We start from the raw sequence: 26,769 nt of genomic DNA on the forward strand, positions 1-26,769 counted from the left end.
GCAGTTCTGGGCTGGTCAGGGTTGCTTGAGGCTCTTGCGAAGCCGCCGGGGGTGCGAGCCCAGAAGCAAGTATGTGCCGGCCCCCATGAGAAGGAAGCCGCCGACGCCGACCACGATGATTTGCGTGCTGACGCCGGTGATCAGCAAAACCAGCCCGAGCAGGCATAAGGCCAGCCCGAGAAAGGTCCTGGCACGGAGCCTGGACCTGATGGAACCTGACGAAAGTCTTTGCGCGAGCTGCGGATCGACCGCCGCCAGATCCGCCTCCAGCTCTTCCAGCTGCTTGCGCTCCCGATCTGATAGCGGCATCGGAACCCCCGTCTGGCGTCCAGTAACTCTCTAAATCTAACATTCGCAGTGTTAGTAAACCTGACGCTAAGAGTGTTGTCGACGGAAGTCAATACCCGCTGGGGGCGGGCGCCGCTGGCCCGGATTGGCGGGTATTTTTCTGCCAGGCCCGCTGGCCGGGGCCGCACGGAACTGAAGGTCAGGAGCTCGCCCGCAACCCCTCGGCGTCGAGCACTACAGACGCGCTGACGAACCTTCCGCAGTTTTCGCCAAAGGGGAAGTTGCCGTGCGGCCGGAATTCGAGCGTACGGACCGGCAGGGCCCTCCCGTCGGGGGCGTTCCCGGTGGCGGTCACCGCCATCGTGGCCTCCGTGAGGGAGTCCAGGAACAGCATGCCCGTCAGCGTCCCGTCCGGCGAGGCGGTGGCCGAGCAGCTGCCGTCGGGGGTGCAGCCCTGGTCCACGGAGACAGATCCCGGGCGGAGTTCCACGGCGTCTTCCTTGCACACGCCGTCCTGGCACGCCTTAAGGCGGAGGGTGGCCACCTCAGGCACGTAGGAAACCGGAATGGTCACCGAGACCACTGTCGCCTGGGCGATCGCCGGGCAGCGCCGCGGGCCCGGATAGTAGTAGCAGCTGGAGGCGAGAACCGTCGTTGTCAGCAGTGCCAGAAGCAGTCCGGACTTGCGCATACTTCAGCGTAGGACGGGCACCCGCGGGGCGGCACGGCTACCGGGAAAGTGACCCAAACATTGTTATGGCCGCCGCGCCAAAGAGCACCAGAATGAGACCCGTCGCCAGGCGGCCCTTAGCAATAACGAAACCCCGCAGCGTGGATTCGGCCGGCCAGGCCGGGTTGTACACCACGGCGATGCGCTCACCGATGATCGCCTGGTCCTGGCTGTAGATGTCGGACTGGCCCAGCCGGCGTTTGCCGTTGGCGTCCTCGAATTCGTAAGACGGCGCAAAACGGTCCCGGCCGTTGCTCCCCGGTCCGTCCTTGCCGTGCAGGTTGCCGGTGACAGTGGCGGAGGCGTGCGACCACCCGGCCATGGAACGTTTCCGGCGGAATGACGCGGCGAGGGGCAGCCCTGCCAGGATCAGGCCCAGAATGAGGAAAAGTCCGGGCAGCACCATAAAAAGCAGTTTCAGGAAATCCACGGTTCAGTCCAGCGGGAAGGCGCCGACAACCCAGAACAGCAGCAGGCAAAACAGCGCGAAGAACGGCACCAGGCACCCGAGCACCATTTTGGATTCAGAAGCTACCTGGAACGACTGGTTGGGATTGGCCGGGTTATACGCCACCTCCACCAGCGATCCCGGTACCTGCTGGTTGCGGTACGAAACCTCGGATTCGCCGGCATACAGGGTCCCGTTCGGGTCGGCGAACCGGAACGTGGGGTAATATCGCCGGCTCTGTGATGAGCCGCCGCTGCCACCGCTCCAGCCGCCCACGTTGCCGGTGACGGTGGCCTGGACTTTTGGCCAGCTGGCGATCAGTTTTTCCTGGCGCCTGGTTTTCCGCAGCGAATGGATCAGCGCGAAAATGACGCCGGCCACGAACAGGGCCCAGATGATGTACAGCACGATTCTCATAGATGTCCCCCGATACGAGTCACCAGAAAGTATGCCACCCGGGCCACGGACGGCCCTAAAAATGCCTTAGGCAGGCAGCCGGTAACCGCCCTGGTGCAGCTCGACCAGCCCGTCGCCCAGCAGCCCGGCCAGCGCACGCTCCAGCTGTTCGGGGGCGGATTTCAGCCGGTGCAGCGCGGCCAACGGCACGCCGATGCCCTCCGGTGCGAAGCCCAGGTCCGCGGGCTCCTGCTGGAACATTTCCGCCGGAACCGGGGTGTCCGCCAGCCGCAGCACAGCCATCACGGCGCCCCGGACCTGACGGTCCGTACCGTGCCACGCCTGGCCTTTGGGGATGTACGACGGCGGCGGCTCGCCGGCTGCCAGCCAGGCGCAGGAGTCGCGCACCGGGCAGGCCGCACACTTCGGCGCCCGCGCCGTGCACACCAGTGCCCCCAGCTCCATGACCGCGGCGTTCCAGCGCACAGAAGTGCCGTCGTCGTCGGGCAGCAGTTCCGCGGCGAGCCGCATCTCCGCGGCGCTCAGGGACGGGGAAGGGAGCGCGACGCCGGAAATGAGGCGGGCGTGCACCCGCCGGATGTTGGTGTCCACCACAGTCTCACGGCGTCCAAAGGCGAAGGCAGCCACAGCCGCGGCCGTGTAGCTCCCCACGCCGGGCAGCGCAAGGAGCTCAGCGTAATTACCGGGGACTTCACTGCCGTGGTCGCGGACGATGGCTGCGGCGGCTGCGTGCAGGCGGAGCGCGCGGCGGGGGTAGCCGAGCCGGCCCCAAGATCGGACTGCTTCGCCCGCGGGTTCTCCCGCAAGGCCGGCGGGGGTGGGCCAGCGCTCCAGCCATTCGTGCCAAACCGGCAGCACCCGCACCACGGGGGTCTGCTGCAGCATGACCTCACTGACCAGGATGCCCCACGGTGAGCAGTCCGGTTCGCGCCAGGGAAGCTCCCGCGCCGTCTCCGCGAACCAGCCCGTGATCCGGCGGTGCAGTCCGCTGAGTTGGCCGGCACCGGGCCCATCCATGGCGGGCTGGATCGGAACGTGCGCGGCGTCAGGGGCATCAAAGGGAGCGGCGCCCGCGGGCAGTGCTGGGGAAAGGGTTGTAGCGTCGATCCCCACACTGTAGTTGATGCCTCGCGGGCGATGCCAAAGTGCCGGCAAGGCGGCCGCATGACCGCCCGCATGACCGCCGCCGGCAAACTGTGACCTTAGCGTTGGCTGGGCGACGGCGTGGTGGGCAGGCAGAATCCGGCCGGTTCTTTAGCCTAGAAGGATGGGCAGGCAAGACAATTCATCACAGCGCAGCACGGCATCCGCTTCCGGTTCCCGGACTGGTTCCGGTGCGCCGCGCACGCCGAGCCCTGCCGTCTACCGCCGCCGTCGACTGTTTGTGGGCATAGCCCTCCTGATTGTGGTGGGCTTGGCGTTTAGCGTCTTTGCCGCGGCCGGCGCTTTCAACGGCACAGAGAAGGCGTCGTCCACCGCCGCCAGCCCGGACGCCACCGGAGAGGCCCCCGTTCCCAGCGGGTCGCCGTCGGCCTTGCCCAGTAACACCCCGACTCCCACGCCCACACCGACGCCCACCTGCAACCAGAACCTCGTCACCGTTTCGGCGTCCACTGACAAGGCCGCGTACGGCCCGGATCAAAAGCCGCTGCTCAGCCTGAAGGTGACCAACGGGGGCACCACGCCCTGCGAAGTGAACATGGGGACGTCCCAGATGGAGTTCCTGGTGACCAGCGGAGCGGACAGGATTTTCTCGTCCAAGGACTGCCAGGCAAAGAGCGAAGACCTCGTGAAGACCATTGCGCCGGGCGCCAGCGAGACGGCCAACTTCCCGTGGGCCATGAACCGTACACTCGAAGGATGCAAGCCCATCGAGGCGAAGCCCGGCGGCGGCGGGGCCTACTACATCTACACGGCCAAGCTTGGCTCGAAAGCCAGCCCCAAAGCAGTGTTCCAGCTCAACTGACCATGCCGTTCCCCTGAGCCCACGCCGGCAGGGAGCCGGTAGGGACTTGCGGGGCCGGGGGTGCCGGTGGGGACTAGCCGGTGGGGATCAGAGGAAGCGGTCCAGCAGGCTTGCTTCGGCCATCCGGCTCAGGCCCTCGCGGACGGTGCGGGCGCGCTGGTCGCCGATGCCGTCAACGGTCATCAGGTCATCAATGGAGGCAGCCATCAGGAACTGCAGGCCGCCGAAGTGGTCCACCAGGCGGTCGGCCACGGCTTTGGGAACTGCCTTGAGGCCGGAGAGGAGCCGGTAACCGCGGGGCTGCACCACGGCGTCGAGCGTGTCCACACCGCCGGCGAAACCGATGATCCCGGAGATCTTGCCGAGGTCGATCAGCTCTGTGGGGCCCAAGTGCACCAAGGCGCTCACAGCCTTTTCGATGTCGTCGGCGGAAGCGTCCGGGCCGGCGTAGTCGCGGATAATGACATCGCTGCCCGGGCCACGGCCCACGGTCAACTCATCCAGCTGGAGCGACAGCAGCCGGCCGTCCTCGCCGAGTTCCAGGACGTACTGCGAGATTTCCTCGGAGATGCGGCGGACCATTTCCTGCCGCTGCAGGGTGACGGCGACGTCGCGGACGGTCACCATGGCCTCGATCTCCAGGGCGGACAGCGAACTGGTGACCTGGTCCAGGCGCGAGCGGTACCGCTCCAGCGTGGCCAGGGCCTGGTTGGCACGGGCCAGGACCTTTTCGGATCCCTCCAGAACGTGCCGGAGGCCGTTGACGTAGAGCGCAATGATCTGCATGGACTGGCTGACGGAGATCACCGGGACGCCGGTCTGGATGGCTACTCGCTCGGCGGTGCGGTGCCGGGTGCCGGATTCCTGGGTCTCGATGCTTGAATCAGGGACCAGCTGGACGGCGGCGCGCAGGATGTTGCCGGCGTCCTTGTCGCAGATGATGGCACCGTCCATTTTGGCCAGCTCGCGGAGCCGTGTGGGGGAAAAGTCGATCCCGATGTCGAAGCCGCCGGAACAGATGGATTCGATGGTCCGGTCGATCCCCAGCACGATCAGTGCGCCGGTCCGTCCGCGGAGAATGCGCTCGAGTCCGTCCCGCAGCGGCGTTCCCGGAGCCACTCTGCCGAGAGTCGCCTTGAGCGATTCTTCAGGGCTCCGCGCCATAGGTGTTCCCTTCAAAGGTGCGGACCAGCGCCCGCAGAATGCCGGAAGTCACGCTGAGCCGGCAGGACCAAAAGTACTCATTTTTCTGCTAGGTCAATGATAGGGGTAAAAAATCCGAACAACCGCACGGGCAAGCCCCAAAGTGCCCCATGCGGGGGTGCCGTCCAAAGGCGCGGAACACGTTCGACAGCGGGTGGCCGGGCGGGCACTTTGTAGGTCAGCGGGTGTGGGGCGGGAAAGTCAGGCGGACTGGGCTCAGCGCCTCCCCGACGTTGTATTGACCGCCCAGCAGCAGGCGCCCCTGGCCGGTCAGCGACGCCAAGAAAACGACTGACCCGGACGCAGCGCTGTCCCCGGACGCGGAACCATCCCGGGAGCCGCCGTCGGACCCCGCGTTTGCCACGCACATTCAGCGTGGCAAACGGGAGGAACTTGTCAGTGTCCCGGCCGCCGCGCTGCCTGAGGTGCAGCGTGCAGCCCCCTTCGGTGAGTTCAATCCGCGGATCCCGGAGTCAGACGTCGAGCATTCCCAGTGGCCCGTCAGCCGGACCGCACCCTGGAACTGCAGTGTGCCCGTGGATAGATTTGCCAAAGCAGCAGGTGCGGCGCCGTCCCAGGGAAAGGCAAATTCCGCCCCGGTCCGGACTGCGGGCGCCACTGCCTTTGACGGCCCAGCTCAATCCTGATTCGTTAACCAACGCAACCTCCAGCAGTCCGTCTTGGCCGCCGCCGCTCCTCGGTGGGCACGCGGGACTCAGAGCGTATGACATCCGAAAAGCGAATGGACAACATTGTGACTATTCATTCGGCGGCGTGCATAGTGGCGAGGAAGCGTGCAGTGAGGAGATTTCCTGCCCGCCGGCTGAAGTGAGGAAGCAACCGGCGCTGCGATAAACTTGGAACTTGGCTGACAGAGAGCCACGCTTTACCTTAAGGCCTGACGAGTGCCCTGGGGTATCCCCATCGCAGCGAAAGTAGCACCGTGTCCCAAGATGTCCTTAGCCCCGCCCGGGTCCACGAGATTCACAAACAGGCGGCCCGGCGTCGGACCTTTGCTGTTATTTCGCACCCTGACGCCGGCAAGTCCACGCTTACCGAAGCATTGGCGCTGCACGCGAAAGTGATAGGTACCGCCGGTGCCTCAAGCGGCAAGGCCAACCGCAAGGAAACGGTCTCGGACTGGATGCAGATGGAGAAGGACCGCGGCATCTCCATCAGCTCCGCCGCCCTGCAGTTCTCCTACCGGGACACCGTCATCAACCTGCTGGACACCCCCGGCCACGCCGACTTCTCCGAGGACACCTACCGGGTCCTCGCCGCCGTCGACTGCGCAGTGATGCTGGTTGACGCGGCAAAAGGCCTGGAAACCCAGACAATGAAGCTGTTTGAGGTCTGTAAGGCGCGGAACCTGCCCATTATCACCGTGATCAACAAGTGGGACCGGCCCGGCCTGGACGCGCTGGCGCTCATGGACGAGCTAACCGAGCGGACCGGCCTGCAGCCGATGCCGCTGACCTGGGCCGTGGGCATCTCCGGTGACTTCCGCGGCGTCTGGGACCTCCGCCAGGACCGCTTCGCCCGCTTCCAGCGCAACAATTCCGGCGCCAACATCGCGCTGACGGAGTACTTCACGCCGGAAGAGGCCGCCGAGAGCCAGGGCAACAACTGGACCGACGCAGTAGACGAGGCCGGCCTGGTCATCGAGTCCAATCTTGAATTCGACGTCGAAGCCTTCCATGCAGGCACCGCCACCCCCATCCTGTTCAGTTCCGCCGCCCTGAACTTCGGCGTGAAGGAACTGCTGGACGCACTGGTGGATTTCGCACCGCCCGCCGCACCCCGCCCGGACATCGAGGGCAGCCCGCGCCCGGTTGAATCGTCCTTCTCCGGCTTTGTCTTCAAGGTCCAGGCCGGCATGAACAAGGCCCACCGCGACCATGTGGCCTTCATCCGCGTCTGTTCGGGTGTCTTTGAACGCGGCATGGTGGTCACCCAGACCCGCACCGGGAAGTCGTTCGCCACCAAATACGCCCAGCAGGTGTTCGGCCGCGAACGCGAGGTCATTGACGAGGCCTACCCCGGCGACGTGGTGGGCCTGGTGAACGCCTCCACGCTGCGCGTAGGCGACAGCCTGTTCCTCGAAGGCGCGGTGGAGTACCCGGCCATCCCGCTGTTCGCCCCGGAACACTTTCAGGTGGCCCGGTCCAAGGACCCCAGCAAGTTCAAGCAGTTCCGCCGCGGCATCGAGCAGCTCGAGCACGAGGGCGTCATCCAGGTGCTCCGCTCCGACGTCCGCGGCGACCAGGCGCCGGTGCTTGCCGCCGTCGGACCCATGCAGTTCGAAGTGGTGGAGGACAGGATGGCGCATGATTTCAGCGCGCCCATGCGGCTGGAACGGCTGCCGTACTCCATCGCCAGGATTTCGACGGCGGAAGCCATGCCCGCGCTCGCCAACGTGCCGGGCGCCGAGGTGCTGTTGAGGTCCGACGGCGAATACCTCGCCTTGTTCAACGACGTCTGGGCCCTCCGCCGGATCGAGAAGAACCACCCCGATCTGACCCTCATGCCCATCGGCACCCACAATCCCGCGAAGTAGAGTCCAATGACTGCAGTCCACCCACGCGCGCTGATCACCGGCGTCGGCACCATCAATCCGCTCGGCTCCACCGCGGCCGAGACCTGGTCCGGCCTCGTGACCGGGAAATCCGGGATCGCCGCGCTGGATGCTGACTGGGCGGCGCAGCTGCCCGTGCGGATGGCCGGGCAGGTCGCTGCCGACATGTCCGAGCACCTCACCACCCGCGAGCTCAAGCGGATGGACCGGTGTGGCCAGCTGGCGCTGGTGGCTGCCCGCGAAGCCTGGCACCAGGCCGGCGCGCCGGACGTGGACCCTGAGCGGTTTGCCGTGGTGATCGGCTCTGCCTACGGCGGCCTGGGCTCCACTTTGGAGCAGGACCGGGCACTCGCGAGCGGCGGCCCCCGCCGCGTTTCGCCGCACACCCTTACCCGCCTGATGGTCAACGGCCCGGCAGCCTGGGTGTCCATTGACCTTGGCGCCCGCGGCGGAGCCCGCACACCGGTCAGCGCGTGCGCGTCCGGCGCCGAAGCCATTGTCCAAGGCGCCGAAATGATCCGTTCGGGAGCGGCCGACGTCGTCATTGCCGGCGGTGTGGACGCCTCCGTGAACGACCTGGTGATCACCGGGTTTTCCCAGATCCGCGCCTTGTCCACGCGCAACGATGAGCCCCAGCGGGCATCCCGCCCGTTCGACGCCGGCCGCGACGGTTTTGTCCTCGCTGAAGGCGCCGGGATTGTGGTGCTTGAGAGTGAGGCGCATGCCCGGGCACGCGGCGCCGCCGTCCTCGGCGCAGTAGCAGGCGGAGCGGTCACCTCCGATGCCAACGACATCGTGGCGGCGGATCCGGCCATGCAGCAGCGCGTCATGCAAAAGGCCCTGGCCTCGGCTGGATTGCAGGCTTCGGACATCGGATTCATCCACGCCCACGCCACCTCCACGCCGGTAGGGGACCGGCTGGAAGCGCAGGCCATCAACGCCATCTTCGGCGCTGACGTGCCGGTGACCTCTACCAAGGGCCACACCGGCCACCTGCTGGGCGGTGCCGGTGCACTCGCCGCCGTGGTGGTGGTCCAGGCCCTGCAGGCCGCCCAGCTGCCGGGCACGGTGAACATCGAGGCGCTGGATCCCGAAGTGAACCTGAACGTCGTCACCGAAAACTCCCGCACGCTGCCGTCCGGTTCAGCCCCCGCCGGACTCGTAAACGCCTTCGGCTTCGGCGGACACAGCGTTGCGCTGGTGATTACGGGGAGCTGACCGTCGCAGCCGCTCGGTGAAGGTGCGCCCTGGGACAACTCGGGCGATTCCCCCGAATCTGGCTGGTTCGCCGGCGCCAAGAGCTTCAAGCCCCGCAACAAGTTTTAATCGGAACCACCATTCAACAGCTCCTGTCCCGGGCGCCGTCGATGGGGGAGCGGACGACGCCGTAATCGGCCTGTGCCCATTCAAGGAGGCACCATGACGGCAGCCAAACACGAAAACCACAACCACGCCGTCACGCCTGCCCACGAACGCAACCAGCCGGAAGAGTTCGTCCACACGCCATGGGCAGGGTGGTACTAGGAACAATGCGCCCTCGTCGCCGGCCTGCCTGCCGCATAGGCCCGACCGTCCGACGGCCTAGCCGATCAGCAGGCTCAGCGCCTCCGTCAGGTGCTCCACTTCCCGCACGGAGAAGCCCGCCGGGACGGGGCCAGGCCCGTTATGGCTGGCCGGCACCACGGCGTGCGTGAAGCCCAAGCGGTGGGCCTCCTGGATGCGCTGGTTGATGCCTGGCACAGGACGCACCTCACCGGCCAGGCCCACTTCACCGAACGCGATCAGCCGGATGGGCAGGGGCTTGCGGGCCTTGGCCGAAGCCACTGCCAATGCAATAGCGAGGTCCGTGGCGGGTTCGCTGAGCTTCACGCCGCCCACCGTGGCCACGTAGGAGTCGTCCTTGTGCAGCAGGCAACCGGCACGCTGCTGCAGGACGGCCAACAGCATGGACACCCGGGAACTGTCCAGCCCGCTGGTGGCGCGGCGGGGCTGCGAGTTGGGGCTCTCGGCCAGCAGCGACTGCACTTCGGCCAGCAAGGGCCGCCGGCCTTCCATGGTCACGGTGATGCAGGTGCCGGACACAGGCTCCTTGGTGCGGCTGACGAACAGCCCGCTGGGGTCCGTGAGCCCTTCAATTCCGTTCTCGTTCAGGTCAAAACAGCCGACGTCGTCCGTGGGCCCGTACCGGTTCTTCACCGCGCGCAGCATCCGGAGCCGGGAATGGCGTTCACCTTCGAACTGGCACACCACGTCCACGAGATGTTCCAGCAGCCGTGGCCCTGCAATGGACCCATCTTTGGTCACATGCCCCACCAGCAGCGTGGTCATGTTGCGCCGTTTGGCCGCCGCGATGATGGACGCTGCCACCTCACGCACCTGGGACACGCCGCCGGCACTGCCGTCCACGTCCGCGCTGCTGAGGGTCTGGACCGAATCCACAATGAGCAGCCGCGGCTCGATCTTTTCGACCTGTCCCAGAGCCTGCCCCAGGTCCGTTTCCGCTGACAGGTACAGGGAATCGGCGACGGCGTCGATCCGCTCGGCGCGCAGCTTCACCTGCGCGGCGGACTCCTCGCCGGTCACGTACAGGACGTCCTGCGCGGTCCGGGCGAACTTCGCGGCGACATCCAGCAGCAGCGTGGACTTGCCCACGCCCGGCTCGCCGGCCAGCAGGATGACTGCGCCGGGGACCAGTCCGCCGCCCAGGACGCGGTCCAGTTCGTCCACGCCGGTGGGCAGGAAAGCCGCGGTCGTGGCGTCCACCTCGGCAATCCGGCGCGCCGGCTCCACAACCGTTGTGGCCGCCGTCGTACGCGCAACCGCGGCGCCCGTTTCTTCAACGGTGCCCCACGCCTGGCACTCACCGCAGCGCCCCACCCACTTAACTGTGGTCCAGCCGCATTCGGCGCACTTGTATGCGGGCGCCTTGGCGGCGCGGGAAGTCTTTGTTGCCATGCGTTCCACCTTAACCGTGGGGGCGGACATTCCCCGTCGGCGCCCTATACTCGCAAGTCCCCACCGGGGCAGGCTACAGGCCGGGCAGCACGTCCCGGGCCTCGCGCGAATCCATGCCGGCGGCCTCCAGCAGGTCCACCATGAGCGGACGGAACAGCATCACTACTGTCTCACCCTCCAAAAGCTGGACCTCCAGCAGTTTGGGATGCAGCCGCAACGCAATCTCGCTTAGTTCGTGCCTGGCGGTGCGGAGATGGGCGCGGCGCACGCCGTCGTGCGTTTCTGCCAGGCCCAACGACAGCTCATCAATCGCTGCGGCGGTTTCTATCAGGACGTCGGAGATGTTCTCGGTAGCTTCGTCGGACAGCGCCGTGTGGTTGATGGCGCTGGTCAGCCGCCGTGCGAAGACACGGCTGTTGCGGAGCGCCAGGTCGATGAAGTCCAGGGACTGTTCCAGCCGGTCCAGCTCATCGCGGTGCCGTCGGTGGGCGGGCGACAGGGTGGCCACTTCGTTCGATGAGCGCAGCGACTGCCTCATGCGGTCCACCAGGGGCTGGCCATTGCGGCCGCGGACTAGGGCATGCCAGGCGCGGGTGGAATCACTTTCCGTCAGGGCCACGGCACATTCGCGCAGCACCTCGGAGAGTTCGTGCAGGATTTTCCGAACGTCGCTGCGGGGCTCCCGGCGCGGATCTTTCGGGATCAGGACCGTAACCAGCAGGGCGAAGAGGCCCCCCACCACGGCGTCCAGGCTGCGCGTGAACGGCCCGCCGGCCGGCGCCGGCAGCAGGACCACCAGCAGCGATTGCAGCCCCAGCTGCGTGGCGAAGATGGTGCCGCTGTCCAGGAACCGGGCCAACAGGATGGAGAACAGAAGTACGACGGCGGCCTGCCAGATGCCGCTGCCCAGCCAGTGCAGGAGCAAATCACCGACGGCGATGCCGATGGTGCAGCCCAGGCCCACCTCCATGACGCGCCGCAGGCGTGGGTCACGCGAAAAGCCCAGTGCTATCAGTGACGACGTGGCCGCGAACAGCGGACCGGAATGGCCCAGGACGTACTCGGCGAAGGCGTACGCGCCCACCGCGCAGCCAGTCATCTGGACGGCAGGGAGCAGTGAGTTCCGGCTCCGGATCAGGCCCGTGCGGATCCGTCCGCGCAGGAAGCGCCTGCTTGCTGAGAGTCCTGCTGCTGCGGCCATGCCCTCCAGTCTATTTGCCGCCCGGCCCCCTACGGCCAAAAGTGTGACCTTCGCAATGGTGACGTCGCACTTGTTGGCTAATGGCCAACGTTCGTTAACCTTCCGTTCACTCTCGGCCGCCAATCCCGTTACCTGCGGCGCCTAAATTCGATGAAGGTACAAAACGTACGCATCGCGCTGCAGGCCGCCTCCGGCCCTGCCCGCAACTGAATAACCCTGGAAGGGGTACATCTAGTGAAGGCATTCCGTTTCGGCCGCCACGCGGCTATCGCTGTAATCGCGGCCGGCGCACTCGCGCTCACCGCCTGCGGTTCAGACAACGCCACGGGCAACACGCCTGCCGGCACCCAGACTTCCGGCACCAAAGTGACCGGCACCCTGACCGGAATCGGCGCCTCCTCCACCGGCCCAGCCATGGACGCCTGGAAGGCAGGCTTCGCAGCCGCCAACTCCGGTGCCACTGTGCAGTACTCCCCGGACGGCTCGGGCGCAGGCCGCAAGGCCATCATCGACGGTTCGGCCCAGTTTGCCGGTTCCGACGCGTATCTCAAGGATGAAGAGCTGGCCAGCTCCAAGGCCAAGTGCGGCCCCGACGGCGCCCTCAACCTCCCGGTGTACATCTCCCCGATCGCCGTGGCCTTCAACCTGCCCGGCATCACCGAGCTGAAGCTTGACGCCACCACCGTGGCCAAGATCTTCCGCGGCGAGATCGCCACCTGGAACGATCCGGCAATTGCCGCCCTGAACGCGGGCGTCACCCTCCCGGACACGAAGGTCACCCCGGTGAACCGCTCTGACGACTCCGGCACCACCACTAACTTCACCGACTACCTCTCCGCTGCTGCAGCCGACGTCTGGACCGACAAGGCTTCCGGCGTCTGGCCCGCAACCCTGCAGGGCGAAAACGCCAAGGGCACCTCCGGCGTTGTCAAGACCGTCACCGACACCCCGGGCGCCGTGACCTACGCTGATGATTCCGCCGTGGGCGGCAAGCTGGGCACCGCCTCCATCAAGGTCGGCGAAGGGTTCGTCAAGATCTCCGCTGACGCCGCTGCCAAGGCCGTTGAAGCCGGCAAGCCGGTCGAAGGCCGCTCCGCCAACGACGTTGCCATCAAGCTGGACCGCAAGACCACTGCTTCAGGCGCCTACCCGATCGTCCTGGTTTCCTACCACGTCGTCTGCTCCACCTACGACAAGCAGGAGACCGTTGACCTGGTCAAGGCTTTCGAAAGCTACGTAGTTTCGGACGCCGGCCAGAAGGCAGCAGCTGACGCCGCGAAGTCTGCACCGCTCTCGGCCTCCCTCGCCGAGAAGGCCACCAAGGCCATCGAATCCATCAAGGTCAAGTCCTAGTACTTAGCCCTGATCCAAGTTCCCCGCCACGCCGAAAGGCGGGGTGGGGAACTTGGCTTTGTAAGCTAGTTCTTGCGCACCGCCAAACAACCGAAGGGTCTGGAATGACCGCCACCTCCCTGAGCAGTTCCCAGGGCGCAGGCCGCGCCGGGGATAAGATCTTTTCCGGCGCCGCACTGGCCGCCGGGTGCCTCATCCTCGCCATCCTCTTCGGCGTTGCTTTGTTCCTTGTTGTCCAGGCCATTCCGGCGCTGACCGCCCCGGCCGCCGAAATCCAGGGCGGAGCAGGCTTCTTCGTTTACATCTGGCCGATCGTCATTGGCACGCTCATCGCCGCTGTCATCGCCCTGGTAATAGCCACGCCGGTCGCCATTGGGGTGGCGCTGTTCATTTCGCACTATGCCCCGCGCGGGCTCGCCTCCGGCCTGGGCTACGTGGTTGACCTCCTGGCCGCGATCCCCTCGGTGATCTACGGCGCCTGGGGTGCAGCGTTCCTCGCCAAGGAAATCTCCCCGGCCTACAACTGGCTGGCCGAAAACATGGGCTGGCTGCCCATTTTCCAGGGCCCGGCCTCCGCCACCGGCAAGACCATCCTTACCGCCGGGATCGTGCTTTCGGTCATGGTGCTGCCCATCATCACCTCCCTGACCCGCGAAATCTTCCTGCAGACCCCCAAACTGCACGAGGAAGCCGCACTGGCCCTCGGCGCCACCCGCTGGGAAATGATCAAGATGTCAGTGCTGCCGTTCGCCCGGCCGGGCATCATCAGCGCCGTCATGCTTGGCCTGGGCCGCGCGCTCGGCGAAACCATGGCCGTGGCACTGGTGCTCTCCTCGGGTGCCCTGACCGCCAGCCTGATCACGTCCGGCAACCAGACTATTGCCGCGGAAATCGCCCTGAACTTCCCCGAAGCCAGCGGCCTCAAGGTCAGCACACTGATCGCCGCCGGCCTGGTCCTGTTCCTCATCACGCTTGCCGTGAACATGATCGCCCGCTGGATCATCAGCCGGCACAAAGAATTCTCGGGAGCCAACTAAATGTCCTCCACTATTACTCCGGTGCGCAATAAGCGCTCAGCCCTCACAAAGGGCCAGCTTCCGTCCTATGCACCGTACGTGGTCCTGGCGGCTGCGCTTATTGTCGGCGCCGCGATCCTGGCACTGATCGGTTTCAACGCCTTTGGCTGGGGGATCGTCTCGGCCCTGCTCTTCGCCATCGGCCTGGTGAGCTGGAGCGCCATTGTGGAGGGCAGCCGCAAGGCCAAGGACAAGCTGGCCACCTGCCTGGTGGTGGGTTCGTTCCTGATCGCACTGCTCCCGCTGATCTCGGTGATCTGGACCGTGCTGGTCAACGGCATCCCCGGGCTCATCGCCCCGGGCTTCCTCACCAGCTCCATGAACGGCGTCACGGGCGCCTATGACAACAAGGCCGTGGAAGCGGGTGCCCCCGTGATCGGCGGCATCTACCACGCATTGATCGGCACCGTCCAGATCACGTTGGTAGCCACCATCATCTCCGTTCCGGTCGGACTGCTGACCGCCATTTACCTGGTGGAGTACGGCAATGACGGCAGGCTGGCACGCGCCATCACGTTCTTCGTGGATGTAATGACGGGCATCCCGTCCATCGTGGCCGGCCTGTTCGCCGCCGCGTTCTTCTTCGCGGTAGTGGGGCCCGGCACCAAAACCGGCGCCGTCGCCGCCGTCGCCCTTTCCGTGCTGATGATCCCCGTGGTGGTGCGCTCCAGCGAGGAAATGCTGAAGATCGTTCCCAACGAGCTGCGCGAAGCGGCTTACGCGCTGGGTGTCCGGAAATGGCGCACCATCATCAAAGTGGTTATCCCGACGGCGATCTCCGGCATTGCGTCCGGCGTCACCCTCGCGATCGCCCGCGTAATCGGTGAGACCGCCCCCATTCTGGTCACCGCCGGGTTCGCCACCAGCATCAACAACAACGTTTTCGGCGGCTGGATGGCTTCCCTGCCAACGTTCATCTATACCCAGATCCTGAACCCCACCTCGCCGGCCAACCCTGATCCGTCGTCGCAGCGTGCTTGGGGCGCAGCCTTGGTGCTGATCATCCTGGTGATGGTCCTGAACCTCGGGGCCCGCCTGATCGCCAGGATTTTTGCCCCCAAGACGGGCCGCTGAAAAAGTTTCGGCAGGCCATTTTGGTCCTCGCGACCAAACCCTAGACTTCAATCCGTACCCCCAGTAAGTGAAGGAACATCATGTCTAAGCGCATCGACGTCAAAGACCTGAACGTGTACTACGGCGATTTTCTGGCCGTGGAGGATGTCAGCATCAACATCGAGGCAAAGTCCGTGACGGCCTTCATTGGTCCCTCAGGCTGTGGCAAGTCAACTTTCCTGCGCACGCTGAACCGCATGCACGAAGTGCTGCCCGGCGCCCGCGTTGAAGGCGAAGTCCTGCTGGACGGCGACAACCTCTACGGACCCGGTGTTGATCCCGTGACCGTTCGATCCCAGATCGGCATGGTTTTCCAGCGGCCCAACCCGTTCCCCACCATGTCCATCCGCGACAACGTGCTGGCCGGTGTGAAGCTGAACAACAAAAAGATCTCCAAGGGCGAGGCTGACGCGCTGGTGGAAAGCTCCCTGCTGGGCGCCAACCTCTGGAACGAGGTCAAGGACCGGCTGGAGAAGCCGGGCTCGGGCCTGTCAGGCGGCCAGCAGCAGCGCCTCTGCATCGCCCGCGCCATCGCCGTGCAGCCGCAGGTGATCCTCATGGACGAGCCGTGCTCGGCCCTGGACCCGATCTCCACTCTGGCCATCGAGGACCTCATCAATGAGCTCAAGGACCAGTACACCGTGGTGATCGTGACCCACAACATGCAGCAGGCGGCCCGCGTCTCGGAAAAGACGGCGTTCTTCAACATCGCCGGTACCGGCAAGCCAGGCAAGCTGATCGAATACGGGAACACCCAGAACATCTTCAGTAACCCCACCCAGAAGGCCACCGAAGACTACGTTTCCGGCCGCTTCGGATAGCCCACCAACATCCTGTGTTTAAGGGGTTACCTGCAGGGCTGGGCTTAGGCGCCCGCCAGGGGTGAGAGCGCCAGCGCGAACACGAAGGCGACGGCTGCGGCCGTCAAGGGCGTGAGCACCCACAGCCCCAGAATCTGCAGGACAAGTTTCCGGTTGGTCACCGCGAAGTGCTGGTTCTCGCCCGCGCCCAGCACGGCGGATGTCACGGTGTGGGTGGTCGAGAGCGGCGCCTGCAGCGCGATGGCACCAAAGAACAGCATCATCGCGCTGAAGGTCTGGGCTACGGAACCGCGCAGCGGATCAACCCGCGTGATCTTGTAGCCGATGGTGTGGGAGATCCGCCAGCCGCCGCAAAGCGTTCCGGCAGTGAGCAAGATGGCGGACGCCAGCGCCACCCACACAGGGATACTGTCGCCGTCAGTATAACCGGCCCCCACCACAGCCAGCAGCAGGACTGCACCCACTCGCTGGCCATCCTGCATGCCGTGGCCGAACGCCACAGCACCGGCCGCAATGGCCTGGGCACGGCGGAAGCGCTGGTTGATGACATTGGGCTGGGCATAACGGGCCGCCCAGCTGACAGGGAAGACCGCCAAGTACGCGCCGATGTAGGCGACGATGGGGGAGAGTAGGAGCGGCAGGATCACCTGGACCACTAGGGACCGGTCAACGCCACCCACTCCCATCCCGCCCACCGCGAGGCTGGCGAGTCCGGCGCCGGCAAGTCCGCCCACCAAGGCGTGCGTGGAGGATGCGGGGATGCCCCGCCACCACATCAGCAGGCCCCACGCGCAGGCGCTGCCCACGCCGGCCAGCAGGATGCTCAGGCCGCTTACCCCCTCCGGCAGGTGGATCCACGTGTGGCTGACGGACACCACTATGGAGGCGCTAAGCAAGGCGCCCACAAGGTTGAAGAAGGCGGCCAGCAGCACACCCACCGTGGGCGTGAGTGCCCGGGTCCGGACGGCAAGTGCCACGGAGGTGGAGACGTCCCTGAAGCCATTGAGGAAAGCAAACACCCCGGTCAGCAGGACCACGGCGCCGAAGAGGACTGCTGTCACCTCAGGATTCCTTGACGATGATGCTGCCTACCTGGGTGGCAATCCGGCGCATGTCCTTGGTGACTTCTACGAGCTGGTTGGCGACGTCACGGTTACGCGAGTACTGCGCCCACTTCATGTCCCGGATCATGTCCGCCACCCAGATCCGGTGCGTCCGTTCTGCACGCTTGGCCAGCCTGAGGATTTCGATCCAGTAATCCTCGAGGTCATCGAGGTTGTTGAGCCGCCTCATGGCGTCCACGGTGAGTTCGGCCTGCCGGCTGATGATCTCCAGCTGGTCCGCGGCCCGCCGGGGCAACCGGTCCAGCCTGTACAGGAAAACGAGTTCCGCGGCGCCGTCCAGCTTCTCGAGCGCCTCGTTGAGGTAGCGGGAAAGGGCGTACATGTCTTCGCGGGGGAGGGGGTTTACGAAGCTCGTGCGCATATGGGTCAGCAGGGCGAAGTGCAGCTCGGCGGATTTGGCTTCGTGGCTATGCATGTCGTCCACCAGCTTGGCGTGCTCGCTGGCGGGAACGCCGAGGATCTCGGCCATGGTGCCGCTGGCGCGCACAATTTGCTGGGCCATCTGGGACAGCAGGGTCAGCCCTGCAGGTTCCTGGGGGAAAAGGCGCAGCTTCACGTTGGGTTACCGGTCTCCGGGTGATGTACTGGGTCGGGGGCCGCCCACTGTGACTTGACGCAGGCCAGCAACTGGTTTTGATTCTACCCGGCCCCTGTCCACGCCCGCCAAACAGGCATAAAAATGGTGCCGAACCGGATACGCCTCTCGGCGGTAGGCCGCTCTAGGCGGCTAAATGTTGAAGCCCGGGGGTTTCGCGGTTCGACACCAGTTTCAGTGTTCTACGTTGGCTGGCCCAAGTCAACATTGACAGATCGGGCCGGTGGGGTCAGTCCAGCTCGCCCAGCCGCCAGGCATTCGCGGCGTGTTCGAGGTCCTCAGCTGTTTTTACGAGCTGGTGGGAGTTGCGTGTGAGCTTGCTCGCGTGGGCCTCATTGGTGTGCTCAGCACCATCGGCGAGGGTCGCCTGGCCGAGCGCCACAACGCGGCAGAAAGCAGCGGAACGTTCCAGCGCGACGTCGAACTCGCCGTCGAACGCGCCCGAGAGAATGGCGTCAGCCAGCGTCCGCATTTCCTCGGCGCCCGGCGGTTCGGCAGCGCCGGCCACCACATGGGAGACCTGCGCGGTGTCCTTGCCTGCGCGGAAGTAGACCGAGATCCGCTCCGGATCCTGGACAGTGGCCGCGCGGAGCGCGTACAGCCGCCAGAGTGCGCCGGGCAGGGAACGTGCAGGGCTTTCCGCCCACATCTCCGCGATGGCGTCCAGGCCCTGTTCATCCGTCAGCTTGACCAGCCGTTCGGTGATGACGGGATCGTCGCTGTCGCGGCCGTGGCGAACCAGAGCCTGGGCAGCAAGGTGTGCTGCCTCAGAGACGCGCGCAGGGTCCGGGCCGCCGGCGAACGGCTCAAAGTCGATAGGGGCGAACGGCTTGGGCTTGTGATGCCGGTTGGCTCCGCCGTAATGACTGTGTCCTGCTTGCTGGCTCATGCCCCCACGCTACTCCTGTGCCGTGGGGGAAATCGAGTACTCCGCGTAGGCAGGGCGGCCGGCGCCGGGGCCCATAGATCCTGGCGGAATCAGGAACGTAGGACGGCGGCGCATGCCTGCGTGCCAAAGCGGTCCCATGCGTGGGGTAGAGTATCTATCGTCCAGAAATGGACTGGGCTGATCGGTCTTTTGACCGTCAGTTGGGGCCTTTAGCTCAGTTGGTAGAGCATCGGACTTTTAATCCGTGGGTCGTGGGTTCGATCCCCACAGGGCCCACCCACGAAGCAGGCCAGAGGCATATTGCCCCTGGCCTGCTTTTTGTTTCAAGGAACCGTGACGCCCTGGGACTGTACATACCGGCGGAGCTAGAGCTGCGCGGCCGGTTCAGCTCAGCGACAGGCCCAGGTAGAGCAGCGCCAAGGCCAGCACCGTGGGCGTCATGACCAGCCGCTCCTGCCGGCTGCGCGATATCCCGTTCATAACAACGCCCACGGCAAAGTAGGCCGTGAGCACCCAGGCGGCCACTTCCGTGAACGTTTGGCCGACCAGGGGCTCGGCCACCTCCGCCCTCGCCAGCGCAATGTATGCGAAAACGGCGTACAGGGCTATGGAGACCACGCTGCCGATCCGCAGCTTACGCGGCAAGACCCTGTGCTGGCCGCCCCAGGCCAGATGGCCAAAGGGAGCACCCGCGATCAGCGCTGCTTGGAAACCGGCCAAACCGGCCAGGACCGCGGTGGCAACTAGCGCATAAACTTGAACCATTTTTTACCCGATCGTTTACCGTTCCGTCAGTTCGGAACGCACATACCGCTAACTTAGCTCAGGGGTTCCGGCCTGCAGGTAAACGCAGGTTGGTATCAGGACTAACGCCGAGGCAATGGCCCTGACCAGCGACGACGCCCGCGGCTGGCCGCGCCCGACGCCCGCCAGGCCTAGTGATCGAAGTGGGTCCCGGGTGCGCCGCCGGGCAGCTTCTCCAAGATGCCCTCGGCCACCTTGCGCAGCTTGAGGTTCCGGTGGCTGGAGGCTTTGGCGATGATGGCGATAGCGTCGTTGTAGGAGCACCTGTTCTGCGCCATGATCACTCCACAGGCAATGTTGATGGAGGTCCGGCTTTCAAGTGCGGACTGCAGGTCCGAGGCCCGGGTGCTGGTGGCCTGCAACTCGAGGACAAGCCCGAGGCCGCGAGCTGCGAGGTCCGTGAAATTGCGGGCCTCGGCGATGACCTGAAGCGGGAACGCCTGGACGCCCGGGGCGAAGAAGGCGAGGGCGGCCTCAGCGCCATCATCGAGGCGGAGCCGCAGGCCAAGGACGCTTCCGAACCCGGCGTCCTGCAGGTATGGCCGGTAACGTGACCACCGGAAGTCAGAAGACACGTGGTTCATGGCCACGGTGCCGTTGCCGGCAATGGCTTCCGTCAGGGGGCCTTCGCCTACCTCCCCTTCCAACCGGGCCAGCCCGGCAGCCTGCGTGCTTGTGCCGGCGGTGGCTGGGACGCTCTTGACCCTTCTCAGCAACAGGCAGCATTCGACCGGTGAGTCCATAAGCCTGTTCAGGGTGGCCGCCGCCGTCCGGGTCAGGATCTCGAGGGAGTCCGCAACGCTTGTCGCACCGGTGGCCAAATCGGGGATGAACCCGGCGGTGCCTGTCATGCCGTTCCCTGTTCCGGCCGATGCCTGCATTTGGGCGGCACCCTGGTCTGCAAGCGTGGTTGGATGACCGGCCGTGTGCTGGGTTTGGTGCGACCGCATAGTCCTCCGGCCCGCAGCCGTGTGCGTCGGGGAAACCTGCGAAGGGGAGTACTTCATGGCCGGATCTCGCAGGCCGGCGCGGCCCGCGGATGCATTGCAGGAGCTGCCTGGAACCAGAATGCTGCCGGGCTAAACCCATCGGTCAGAGGGCCGGCGACGGCTGGGGGAGAGGCCTTGGTCTCGAAGACCTCCTCGTCGCCGGCCCCGCTCAACTCCCGGATCCGAAGACCCGGGAAAACGTGGCTGGTAAGTCCAGTGTTCATTCCTTCTCACGCCCCCTAGTGAGACATCCGACCCGGTGCCATAGCGGGTCTTGGCTCTAAGTCGAAGGTAGTTGGGGCGTGGTCCCGGGCGAACGCGTATTCGGTACTCGTATTTGAGATTAGGTAGTACTTGGTTTTGCGGACAACCACCCCCAAACCTGGCAACGCTCGACGCCGAACGGGCGAGGCGATCATCTTCGCCGTGAACCGCTCGGCCGCGGATGCCCTGACCCCGGACGCCGTGGTCGAGGGCCTGAGCAGTGCCCTGGTTCATGATCCGGTCGGCGGAGTCCTGAGCCTCCCATGACGCAAACACCCAGAGGTGGAAAGATAAGGGCCATGGAACTGCATATCACCGGTGACCCGGCCGCCGACCAACTGCTCACTGATGACGCGTTTGCGCTGCTGACCGGCATGCTGCTGGATCAGCAGGTAACCATGGAATCCGCCTTTGCCGGGCCGGAGAAAATTCGGGCACGGATCGGCTCGATCGAGCCGGCAGCTGTGGCTGCGTACAAACCGGAGGCATTCGTCGAGGTGTTCAAGGAACGTCCCGCGGTCCACCGCTATCCTGGCTCCATGGCGGCAAGGGTCCAGGCACTTGCCGAGACGGTGGAGCAGGACTGGGACGGCGATACCACCCTGATCTGGACCAAGGGCGGCCCCGACGGCAAGGAGGTGCTGCGGCGGCTGCAGGCGCTGCCCGGCTTCGGGGAGCAGAAGGCAAAGATTTTCCTCGCTCTCCTGGGCAAGCAGTGCGGGCTGCAGGCGCCCGGCTGGCGCGAGGCCACAGGCCACTACGGCGAGGAGGGCGCTTTCCTGTCGGTTGCCGATATCGTCGATCCTGGCTCTCTCGTCAAGGTGCGGGCCAGCAAGCAGGCAGCAAAGGCGGCGGCCAAGGCTGCCCAGGGCTGACCTCCGATGGCAGTGACCATGAACGATGTTGCCCGCGTGGCGAGGTGTCCTTCAATGCGCCTTCGAACGTGCTGAACGACTGCGAGTTCATCCGCCCGGTTGCTGTCTGCGGCAGAACGGCAGGGGATACCGCCGCGTACCGTTCTACGCCGTGTTCGGACTGAACGACGCCCTTGCCCTGGGTGCCATGCACGAACGGATTCTCCGCGGGGTAAAAGCGCGTGGAGGCGGGCTATGTCTTGAAAATCCGCGAAGCGGCGCCCTGAGGACGGCCGCTACCAGTAGCGTGCCGGGTCACGGCCGGGCCACCAGATTGTCGCGGATTTTCCGCCGGAGGACTTTGCCGATGAGGGAGCGGGGGAGAGAATCGAGCACCACCACCCTGCGTGGCACCTTGTATGCGGTCAGGTGGCCGCGGGCATAGGCCAGGAGGGCGGCAGGATCGATCGTGGTGCCCGGAACCGGCACCACAGCGGCCACCACGTCCTCGCCCCCGCCGGGGCGGGGCAAGCCGACGACAGAGACTTCCGCAACGCCGTCGAAAGCGGCTATCACGTCCTCCACCTCACTGGGTGAGACGTTGAAGCCACCCGTGATGATCAGTTCCTTGATCCGGTCCCGGATCGTGACGAAATAGTCGTCGTCCACTGAGACGATGTCGCCGGTGCGGAACCAGCCGCCGTCGAGCAGGGCATCCTCGGTCTCCTCCGGCCGGTTCCAGTAGCCGCGGAATACCTGGGGGCCGCGGATCAGAAGCTCCCCTTCCTCACCCGGGGCACGGTCCAGCGCCACGTTTTTGGGGTCCACCACGCGGATGTCGGTCAGCGGGAACGGCACGCCGACGGTGCCGGGCTTCCGGCTCGGGCCGAACGGGTTGCCGATTGCGATCGGGGAGGTTTCGGTCAGGCCGTAGCCCTCAATCAGGTAACCGCCGGTCGCTTTCTCCCAGGTCTCCACTGTGGACGTTGGCAGGTTCATGGCGCCGGAAATGGAGAAGCGGATGCTTTCCAGTCCGATGCCGCGTTGCGCCGCCGCGGCGGCGAGCCGGTCATAGATCGGAGGTACTGCGGGCAGGAACGTCGCGGGGGACTCCTTATGCGCCTTGAGTACGAGGTCGACGTCGAACTTGGGGAACAGGACCAGCTTCGCGCCGATGCTGAAGGCGAAAGTCATGCAGAGCGTCAGGCCATAGGCGTGGAACATCGGCAGCACTGCATAAACAGTTTCCCGGCCATCCTTCAGCCCCGGTACCCAGGCCCGGCCCTGCGCGGCGTTCGCCTGCAGATTGGCGTGGCTGAGCATGGCGCCCTTCGGCATGCCCGTGGTGCCGGACGTGTACTGCAGGACGGCGATGTCCTGGGCCGACGGGCGAGGGTGTTTCTTCCCGAGCTCGCCGGCCTCAAGGAGTTCCCGCCACTGAACCACGGGCCGTGCGGCGGGAGCAGTCGGTCCCTTGGCTTGGTTCTTGCCGACGGTGAGTGCAGCGCGGGCCTTGCGGGCAGCGGGCACCGGCAGGCGGAGCGCCAGCCGCTGGAGCAACGGCATCGCCGGGATCAGATCCACTGAGACAATGCTGCGCAGCCCGACGTCGGCCGGTAGTTGGCGGACGCGCTCCACTGATTTGTCCCAGACAATCGCGACGGCCGCTCCGTGGTCCTCGAACTGATGGCGCAGTTCACGGTCCGTATAGAGGGGGTTATGTTCGACCACAACGGCGCCGAGGCGCAGCACCGCGTGGAAGGCGACGATGTGCTGGGGGCAATTCGGCATGACCAGGGCAACCCTGTCGCCCGCCGTGACACCTAGCTTTTTCAGACCGGCGGCGGCATGGCTGATCTGTCTGCCGAGCTCACGGTAGCTGGTGCGCGCACCGAAGAACTCCAGCGCGGTCTTCGACCCATAGCGGCGCACTGACTTGTCCATCAAGTCCACGAGCGAACCCTTGGGGAGCTTCAGCTGCGCTGGGACACCCGGTCCATAGGAACTGGTCCACGGTCGGTCACGCCAAGGTCCCCGGTCCTGCTGCGCTGTGCTGTTCGCAGGCGTGCTGTGGGGCTTGATCTGGGTGCTTTTTTTCTTCACTATCAGTCCTTGCCACCAGTTGCCGGGTTCGTTGGCGGGCCGAGGGACACGCCGCAAGAATCCTACCGGTGCCTACACTGGATGGATGATCACAGTCAGCGGCACCGTGGAATCAAAACTCTCTCCCGCCAAGGCATTTGCGTTCCTCTCCGAGTTCGAGAATGCAAGCGAGTGGGATCCCAGCACTCCCGTAATGGACAAGCTGACAGCCGGACCCGTGGCCGTGGGCCACCGGTACCACGCCGAATCCGAATTCCGGGGGAAGCGCCAGTCCCTGGAATACGAGGTCATTGAGCTGACCGACCGCCACATCAAGCTCCGCGGCGAGAACAAAACGGTCACCGCGTTCGATTCCATCGATGTCAGCCCGGCCCCTGAGGGTTCGCTGATCAAGTACACAGCTGAATTCAGCGTCAAGGGACCAGCGAAGATTCTCCAGCCATTGCTGAAACCGGTATTTATGTCCCTCCGGGATCCTGCGCTGAACGGCATCCGGGACACCCTGAATTCCCTCGCGGCGCGCTGACGCTTTCCCGGGCGGCCGGCAGAATCGCCGCCGCCCGGGGCTTCCTGCCTGCGTTTAGGTCACCTGCCCAGCCTGGTGCTGCCTGCCGGCAGGTTACGGACCCGGCATGGGCGCTGGCCGGGCAAACAGTGTCCTCCTGCAATAATCGGAACCGACAGTTGTCCGGGAGCGAGGAAGCCCCCGGTCGAACAGGACGCAATGTAAGTTCAGGCCCATCACACCAGACGAGGCGGACATCCATGAAGGCTCCAGACCAGCAGCACGCTCGATTCTCCGGAACGCCGTTTCCGCCAGGCGACAGCGATGCAGCCCGTCATGGGCATGTGGACCAGGAACTCCTCCACCGCCTGGCTGACGCGCACGGCGTGGGCACAACGTTCTGGGGCTTTGACGGACTGCAGTACAGCGTCGCACCCGACACCCTGGTCAAGGTCCTGGCGGCCCTGGGCGTTCAGGCCCACACGAACGAACTGATCGAAGCTGCCCAGGCCGAGGCGGAGCTGGCGCCGTGGCGGCGGATGCTGCCGCCCGCCGTCGTGATTCAACAGGGTGAAACCACACTGGTTTCGGTCCATGTCCGGGACGGTTCCACCGCTCGCCTGACCGTTGAACTGGAATCCGGGGCGGGTGAGCCGGTGGACGCGGTCCAGCAGGACGTCTGGGTCCCGCCGCAGGATGTGGAAGGCGTGCCCACCGGGCGGGCCACCTTCGAGGTGCCGGCGGGGCTGCCGCTGGGCTGGCACACCCTGCATGCCGAGTCCGACGGCGTCACAGCCGAATGTGCGCTGGTGGTGGTCCCGGCGCGGCTTACTACCGCCGATTCCCTCGTGGATCGCCGTGGGTGGGGACTGGCCACGCAACTGTACTCAGTGCGGTCGAAGCGTTCGTGGGGGATCGGTGACTTCGCCGACCTCGCGGACCTGGCGGCCCTTAGTGGTGAGCGGGGTGCGGACTATGTCCTGGTCAACCCCCTGCACGCCGCGGAGCCGGTCCCTCCTGTCCAGCCGTCGCCGTATTCGCCGTCCACGCGCCGCTTCTTCAACCCGCTGTACATTCGGGTGGAAGCCATCCCGGAACTCCCGTACCTGAAGCCGCGGAAGCGTGCCACGATTGACCGGCTCCAGGAACAGGTCCAGGGCCTGAATGCGGACGGTGCGCGGTTGGACCGGAACGCCGTTTTCGCGGCCAAACTCCAGGCTCTGGAACTGCTGTATCACGCACGGCGCTCGCCGGCGCGGCAGGCGGCCTTCGACGCATTCTGCCGGATCTCAGGCCGCGGGCTGGACGACTTTGCGCTCTGGTCCGCCATCCGGGAGGACCTCGCGCCGGAGGATCCGCTGTGGACGGACCCGGACTGTGCGCTTGGGTCCGATGAGGCGGAAGCCCTGCGCGGCAAGCTTGCGGACCGGATCGATTTCCATCGCTGGCTGCAGTGGATCTGCGACGAGCAGCTCGAGAACGCGCAGCTGGCCGCCCGACGGGCCGGGATGCGGCTCGGCGTGGTGCACGACCTCGCTGTCGGCGTCGACTTGAGCAGCGCCGACGCCTGGACCCTCCGCCACGTGCTGGCGCCCGGGATCAGTGTGGGGGCGCCGCCGGACATGTACAACCAGCTGGGCCAGGACTGGAACCAGCCGCCGTGGCACCCCTCCCGCCTGGCCGAGGCCGGGTACGCGCCATTCCGCAACATGCTCGCCACCGTACTCCGGCACGCGGGCGGCATCCGCGTGGACCACGTGCTGGGCTTGTTCCGCCTCTGGTGGGTGCCGGCGGGCAACTCGCCGCGCGACGGCGCCTACGTCACGTACGACCACGACGCACTGATCGGCATCCTGGCGCTGGAGGCCCAGCGTGCCGGCGCCGTGGTGATCGGCGAGGATCTGGGAACCTTCGAGCCGTGGGTGCGTGACTACCTTGCTGCCCGCGGCGTCCTGGGCACATCCATCCTTTGGTTCGAGAACGATGGCGACTCCCCGCTGCCGCCCGAGCGTTACCGCACGCAGGCGCTCGCCAGCGTCAACACCCACGACCTGCCGCCCACTGCCGGTTACCTTGCGGGCGACCACGTGGCACTCCGCAGCAGGCTGGGGCTGCTGGAACGCACCGAGGCTGAAGAGCGGGCCGAACATGTGGCCACGCTGGAGAAGATGATGGGGCTGGTGCGGGAACGCGGGCTGCTGCCCGAGAGTGGGACTGGCCGCCACGACAGCGAGGAGCGCACCATCGAGGCGCTGCACCGCCTGCTGGCCCAGACGCCGTCGGTGCTGCTCGGCGTCGCACTCGTCGACGCGGTGGGGGAGCGGCGCGTGCAGAACCAGCCCGGCACCACGGAGTCGCTCTATCCGAACTGGCAGGTCCCGCTGGGGGACCCGGACGGCAATCCGGTATACCTTGACGACCTTCCCCGCAACGCCAGGTTCAACTCCCTCCTGGCCGCGGTTTCGGAGTCGCTGCGCGGTTGAGCACAAACAACGA

Annotated in this window: 26 protein-coding genes and 1 tRNA gene; 12 read left to right on the forward strand and 15 right to left on the reverse strand. The window is 65.8% G+C overall.

Annotated features, from left to right (window positions below):
- Window positions 1-15 precede the first annotated feature (15 nt).
- The 5 genes from ABIB27_RS06900 to ABIB27_RS06920 all read right to left on the reverse strand — a co-directional run bounded on the left by ABIB27_RS06900 (window position 16) and on the right by ABIB27_RS06920 (window position 2,900).
- On the reverse strand, window positions 16-309 hold the full coding sequence (locus ABIB27_RS06900; RefSeq protein ID WP_354215863.1) for a DUF3040 domain-containing protein: 294 nt from the start codon (window positions 307-309) through the stop codon (window positions 16-18).
- A gap of 178 nt (window positions 310-487) precedes the next feature.
- Complete coding sequence (locus ABIB27_RS06905; protein ID WP_354215862.1) at window positions 488-979, reverse strand: hypothetical protein; 492 nt, start codon at window positions 977-979, stop codon at window positions 488-490.
- Window positions 980-1,016: 37 nt separating this feature from the next.
- On the reverse strand, window positions 1,017-1,448 hold the full coding sequence (locus ABIB27_RS06910; RefSeq protein ID WP_354215861.1) for a DUF3592 domain-containing protein: 432 nt from the start codon (window positions 1,446-1,448) through the stop codon (window positions 1,017-1,019).
- Window positions 1,449-1,451: 3 nt separating this feature from the next.
- Complete coding sequence (locus ABIB27_RS06915; protein WP_354215860.1) at window positions 1,452-1,883, reverse strand: DUF3592 domain-containing protein; 432 nt, start codon at window positions 1,881-1,883, stop codon at window positions 1,452-1,454.
- Between the two features lie 66 nt (window positions 1,884-1,949).
- Window positions 1,950-2,900 (reverse strand): iron-sulfur binding domain-containing protein, encoded by a 951-nt coding sequence (locus tag ABIB27_RS06920; protein WP_354215954.1) that lies wholly within the window; start codon window positions 2,898-2,900, stop codon window positions 1,950-1,952.
- Window positions 2,901-3,150: 250 nt separating this feature from the next.
- Between ABIB27_RS06920 and ABIB27_RS06925 the strand changes: the two genes are divergently transcribed.
- Entirely contained in the window at window positions 3,151-3,849 is a 699-nt protein-coding gene (locus ABIB27_RS06925; RefSeq protein ID WP_354253729.1) for a hypothetical protein, read from the forward strand.
- Window positions 3,850-3,936: 87 nt separating this feature from the next.
- On the opposite strand, the gene disA is transcribed toward ABIB27_RS06925, so the two are convergent.
- Both disA and ABIB27_RS06935 read right to left on the reverse strand, forming a co-directional pair.
- On the reverse strand, window positions 3,937-5,013 hold the full coding sequence (gene disA, locus ABIB27_RS06930; RefSeq protein ID WP_354215858.1) for a DNA integrity scanning diadenylate cyclase DisA: 1,077 nt from the start codon (window positions 5,011-5,013) through the stop codon (window positions 3,937-3,939).
- Between the two features lie 217 nt (window positions 5,014-5,230).
- The gene (locus ABIB27_RS06935; RefSeq protein WP_354253730.1) at window positions 5,231-5,416 is read right to left on the reverse strand and encodes a hypothetical protein; all 186 of its coding nucleotides are present in this window, start codon (window positions 5,414-5,416) and stop codon (window positions 5,231-5,233) included.
- Window positions 5,417-5,995: 579 nt separating this feature from the next.
- Here ABIB27_RS06935 and ABIB27_RS06940 point away from each other — a divergent pair.
- Window positions 5,996-7,609 carry a peptide chain release factor 3 gene (locus ABIB27_RS06940; RefSeq protein ID WP_354215857.1) on the forward strand — a complete coding sequence of 538 codons (1,614 nt, stop codon included), beginning with the start codon at window positions 5,996-5,998 and terminating at the stop codon, window positions 7,607-7,609.
- 6 nt (window positions 7,610-7,615) lie between these two features.
- Complete coding sequence (locus tag ABIB27_RS06945) at window positions 7,616-8,845, forward strand: beta-ketoacyl-[acyl-carrier-protein] synthase family protein (RefSeq protein ID WP_354215856.1); 1,230 nt, start codon at window positions 7,616-7,618, stop codon at window positions 8,843-8,845.
- Between the two features lie 363 nt (window positions 8,846-9,208).
- On the opposite strand, the gene radA is transcribed toward ABIB27_RS06945, so the two are convergent.
- Together radA and ABIB27_RS06955 are read right to left on the reverse strand one after the other, a co-directional pair.
- A complete protein-coding gene (gene radA, locus ABIB27_RS06950; protein ID WP_354215855.1) occupies window positions 9,209-10,582 on the reverse strand; it encodes a DNA repair protein RadA in 1,374 nt (457 codons plus the stop codon).
- 73 nt (window positions 10,583-10,655) lie between these two features.
- Window positions 10,656-11,783: an FUSC family protein gene (locus ABIB27_RS06955; protein WP_354215854.1), complete on the reverse strand. Its 1,128-nt coding sequence runs from the start codon at window positions 11,781-11,783 to the stop codon at window positions 10,656-10,658.
- Window positions 11,784-12,017: 234 nt separating this feature from the next.
- Here ABIB27_RS06955 and pstS point away from each other — a divergent pair, with 234 nt between their 5' ends.
- The 4 genes from pstS to pstB all read left to right on the forward strand — a co-directional run bounded on the left by pstS (window position 12,018) and on the right by pstB (window position 16,146).
- Window positions 12,018-13,136, forward strand: a complete 1,119-nt coding sequence (pstS, locus tag ABIB27_RS06960; RefSeq protein WP_354215853.1) for a phosphate ABC transporter substrate-binding protein PstS — start codon at window positions 12,018-12,020, stop codon at window positions 13,134-13,136.
- A 104-nt stretch (window positions 13,137-13,240) separates the two neighbouring features.
- Window positions 13,241-14,173 (forward strand): phosphate ABC transporter permease subunit PstC, encoded by a 933-nt coding sequence (pstC, locus tag ABIB27_RS06965; protein ID WP_354215852.1) that lies wholly within the window; start codon window positions 13,241-13,243, stop codon window positions 14,171-14,173.
- Complete coding sequence (pstA, locus tag ABIB27_RS06970) at window positions 14,174-15,286, forward strand: phosphate ABC transporter permease PstA (RefSeq protein ID WP_354215851.1); 1,113 nt, start codon at window positions 14,174-14,176, stop codon at window positions 15,284-15,286.
- Window positions 15,287-15,366: 80 nt separating this feature from the next.
- Window positions 15,367-16,146 (forward strand): phosphate ABC transporter ATP-binding protein PstB, encoded by a 780-nt coding sequence (gene pstB / locus ABIB27_RS06975; protein ID WP_354215850.1) that lies wholly within the window; start codon window positions 15,367-15,369, stop codon window positions 16,144-16,146.
- Window positions 16,147-16,190: 44 nt separating this feature from the next.
- On the opposite strand, the gene ABIB27_RS06980 is transcribed toward pstB, so the two are convergent.
- From ABIB27_RS06980 to ABIB27_RS06990, 3 genes are all read right to left on the reverse strand, one after another.
- On the reverse strand, window positions 16,191-17,207 hold the full coding sequence (locus tag ABIB27_RS06980; RefSeq protein ID WP_354215849.1) for an inorganic phosphate transporter: 1,017 nt from the start codon (window positions 17,205-17,207) through the stop codon (window positions 16,191-16,193).
- A gap of 1 nt (window position 17,208) precedes the next feature.
- Window positions 17,209-17,826: a nuclease PIN gene (locus ABIB27_RS06985; protein ID WP_354215848.1), complete on the reverse strand. Its 618-nt coding sequence runs from the start codon at window positions 17,824-17,826 to the stop codon at window positions 17,209-17,211.
- A 268-nt stretch (window positions 17,827-18,094) separates the two neighbouring features.
- Complete coding sequence (locus ABIB27_RS06990) at window positions 18,095-18,754, reverse strand: hypothetical protein (RefSeq protein WP_354215847.1); 660 nt, start codon at window positions 18,752-18,754, stop codon at window positions 18,095-18,097.
- A gap of 203 nt (window positions 18,755-18,957) precedes the next feature.
- Between ABIB27_RS06990 and ABIB27_RS06995 the strand changes: the two genes are divergently transcribed.
- Window positions 18,958-19,030: transfer RNA gene (locus ABIB27_RS06995), tRNA-Lys, on the forward strand.
- A 108-nt stretch (window positions 19,031-19,138) separates the two neighbouring features.
- On the opposite strand, the gene ABIB27_RS07000 is transcribed toward ABIB27_RS06995, so the two are convergent.
- Both ABIB27_RS07000 and ABIB27_RS07005 read right to left on the reverse strand, forming a co-directional pair.
- A complete protein-coding gene (locus ABIB27_RS07000) occupies window positions 19,139-19,519 on the reverse strand; it encodes a hypothetical protein (protein WP_354215846.1) in 381 nt (126 codons plus the stop codon).
- Between the two features lie 170 nt (window positions 19,520-19,689).
- Window positions 19,690-20,409, reverse strand: a complete 720-nt coding sequence (locus ABIB27_RS07005) for a GAF and ANTAR domain-containing protein (RefSeq protein ID WP_354215845.1) — start codon at window positions 20,407-20,409, stop codon at window positions 19,690-19,692.
- Window positions 20,410-20,907: 498 nt separating this feature from the next.
- On the opposite strand from ABIB27_RS07005, the gene ABIB27_RS07010 reads away from it, so the two are divergent.
- Both ABIB27_RS07010 and ABIB27_RS07015 read left to right on the forward strand, forming a co-directional pair.
- Window positions 20,908-21,078 (forward strand): hypothetical protein, encoded by a 171-nt coding sequence (locus ABIB27_RS07010; RefSeq protein WP_354215844.1) that lies wholly within the window; start codon window positions 20,908-20,910, stop codon window positions 21,076-21,078.
- A gap of 32 nt (window positions 21,079-21,110) precedes the next feature.
- Window positions 21,111-21,686 carry an HhH-GPD-type base excision DNA repair protein gene (locus tag ABIB27_RS07015; protein WP_354215843.1) on the forward strand — a complete coding sequence of 192 codons (576 nt, stop codon included), beginning with the start codon at window positions 21,111-21,113 and terminating at the stop codon, window positions 21,684-21,686.
- 294 nt (window positions 21,687-21,980) lie between these two features.
- On the opposite strand, the gene ABIB27_RS07020 is transcribed toward ABIB27_RS07015, so the two are convergent.
- Window positions 21,981-23,747: a long-chain-fatty-acid--CoA ligase gene (locus tag ABIB27_RS07020; RefSeq protein ID WP_354215953.1), complete on the reverse strand. Its 1,767-nt coding sequence runs from the start codon at window positions 23,745-23,747 to the stop codon at window positions 21,981-21,983.
- A 106-nt stretch (window positions 23,748-23,853) separates the two neighbouring features.
- Between ABIB27_RS07020 and ABIB27_RS07025 the strand changes: the two genes are divergently transcribed.
- Window positions 23,854-24,294 (forward strand): SRPBCC family protein, encoded by a 441-nt coding sequence (locus ABIB27_RS07025; RefSeq protein ID WP_354215842.1) that lies wholly within the window; start codon window positions 23,854-23,856, stop codon window positions 24,292-24,294.
- A 239-nt stretch (window positions 24,295-24,533) separates the two neighbouring features.
- Window positions 24,534-26,756, forward strand: a complete 2,223-nt coding sequence (gene malQ, locus ABIB27_RS07030; RefSeq protein WP_354215841.1) for a 4-alpha-glucanotransferase — start codon at window positions 24,534-24,536, stop codon at window positions 26,754-26,756.
- Window positions 26,757-26,769: the final 13 nt, after the last annotated feature.

Source organism: Arthrobacter sp. UYEF21 (assembly GCF_040546085.1).
GTDB lineage: Bacteria > Actinomycetota > Actinomycetes > Actinomycetales > Micrococcaceae > Arthrobacter.

Coding starts and splice junctions, on each gene's coding strand:
- ABIB27_RS06900 (WP_354215863.1), bottom strand. CDS start 309: ATGCCGCTATCAGATCGGGAGCGCAAGCAGCTGGAAGAGCTGGAGGCG.
- ABIB27_RS06905 (WP_354215862.1), bottom strand. CDS start 979: ATGCGCAAGTCCGGACTGCTTCTGGCACTGCTGACAACGACGGTTCTC.
- ABIB27_RS06915 (WP_354215860.1), bottom strand. CDS start 1,883: ATGAGAATCGTGCTGTACATCATCTGGGCCCTGTTCGTGGCCGGCGTC.
- ABIB27_RS06920 (WP_354215954.1), bottom strand. CDS start 2,900: ATGGATGGGCCCGGTGCCGGCCAACTCAGCGGACTGCACCGCCGGATC.
- ABIB27_RS06925 (WP_354253729.1), top strand. CDS start 3,151: ATGGGCAGGCAAGACAATTCATCACAGCGCAGCACGGCATCCGCTTCC.
- disA (WP_354215858.1), bottom strand. CDS start 5,013: ATGGCGCGGAGCCCTGAAGAATCGCTCAAGGCGACTCTCGGCAGAGTG.
- ABIB27_RS06945 (WP_354215856.1), top strand. CDS start 7,616: ATGACTGCAGTCCACCCACGCGCGCTGATCACCGGCGTCGGCACCATC.
- radA (WP_354215855.1), bottom strand. CDS start 10,582: ATGGCAACAAAGACTTCCCGCGCCGCCAAGGCGCCCGCATACAAGTGC.
- ABIB27_RS06955 (WP_354215854.1), bottom strand. CDS start 11,783: ATGGCCGCAGCAGCAGGACTCTCAGCAAGCAGGCGCTTCCTGCGCGGA.
- pstC (WP_354215852.1), top strand. CDS start 13,241: ATGACCGCCACCTCCCTGAGCAGTTCCCAGGGCGCAGGCCGCGCCGGG.
- pstA (WP_354215851.1), top strand. CDS start 14,174: ATGTCCTCCACTATTACTCCGGTGCGCAATAAGCGCTCAGCCCTCACA.
- pstB (WP_354215850.1), top strand. CDS start 15,367: ATGTCTAAGCGCATCGACGTCAAAGACCTGAACGTGTACTACGGCGAT.
- ABIB27_RS06990 (WP_354215847.1), bottom strand. CDS start 18,754: ATGAGCCAGCAAGCAGGACACAGTCATTACGGCGGAGCCAACCGGCAT.
- ABIB27_RS07000 (WP_354215846.1), bottom strand. CDS start 19,519: ATGGTTCAAGTTTATGCGCTAGTTGCCACCGCGGTCCTGGCCGGTTTG.
- ABIB27_RS07005 (WP_354215845.1), bottom strand. CDS start 20,409: ATGACAGGCACCGCCGGGTTCATCCCCGATTTGGCCACCGGTGCGACA.
- ABIB27_RS07015 (WP_354215843.1), top strand. CDS start 21,111: ATGGAACTGCATATCACCGGTGACCCGGCCGCCGACCAACTGCTCACT.
- ABIB27_RS07025 (WP_354215842.1), top strand. CDS start 23,854: ATGATCACAGTCAGCGGCACCGTGGAATCAAAACTCTCTCCCGCCAAG.
- malQ (WP_354215841.1), top strand. CDS start 24,534: ATGAAGGCTCCAGACCAGCAGCACGCTCGATTCTCCGGAACGCCGTTT.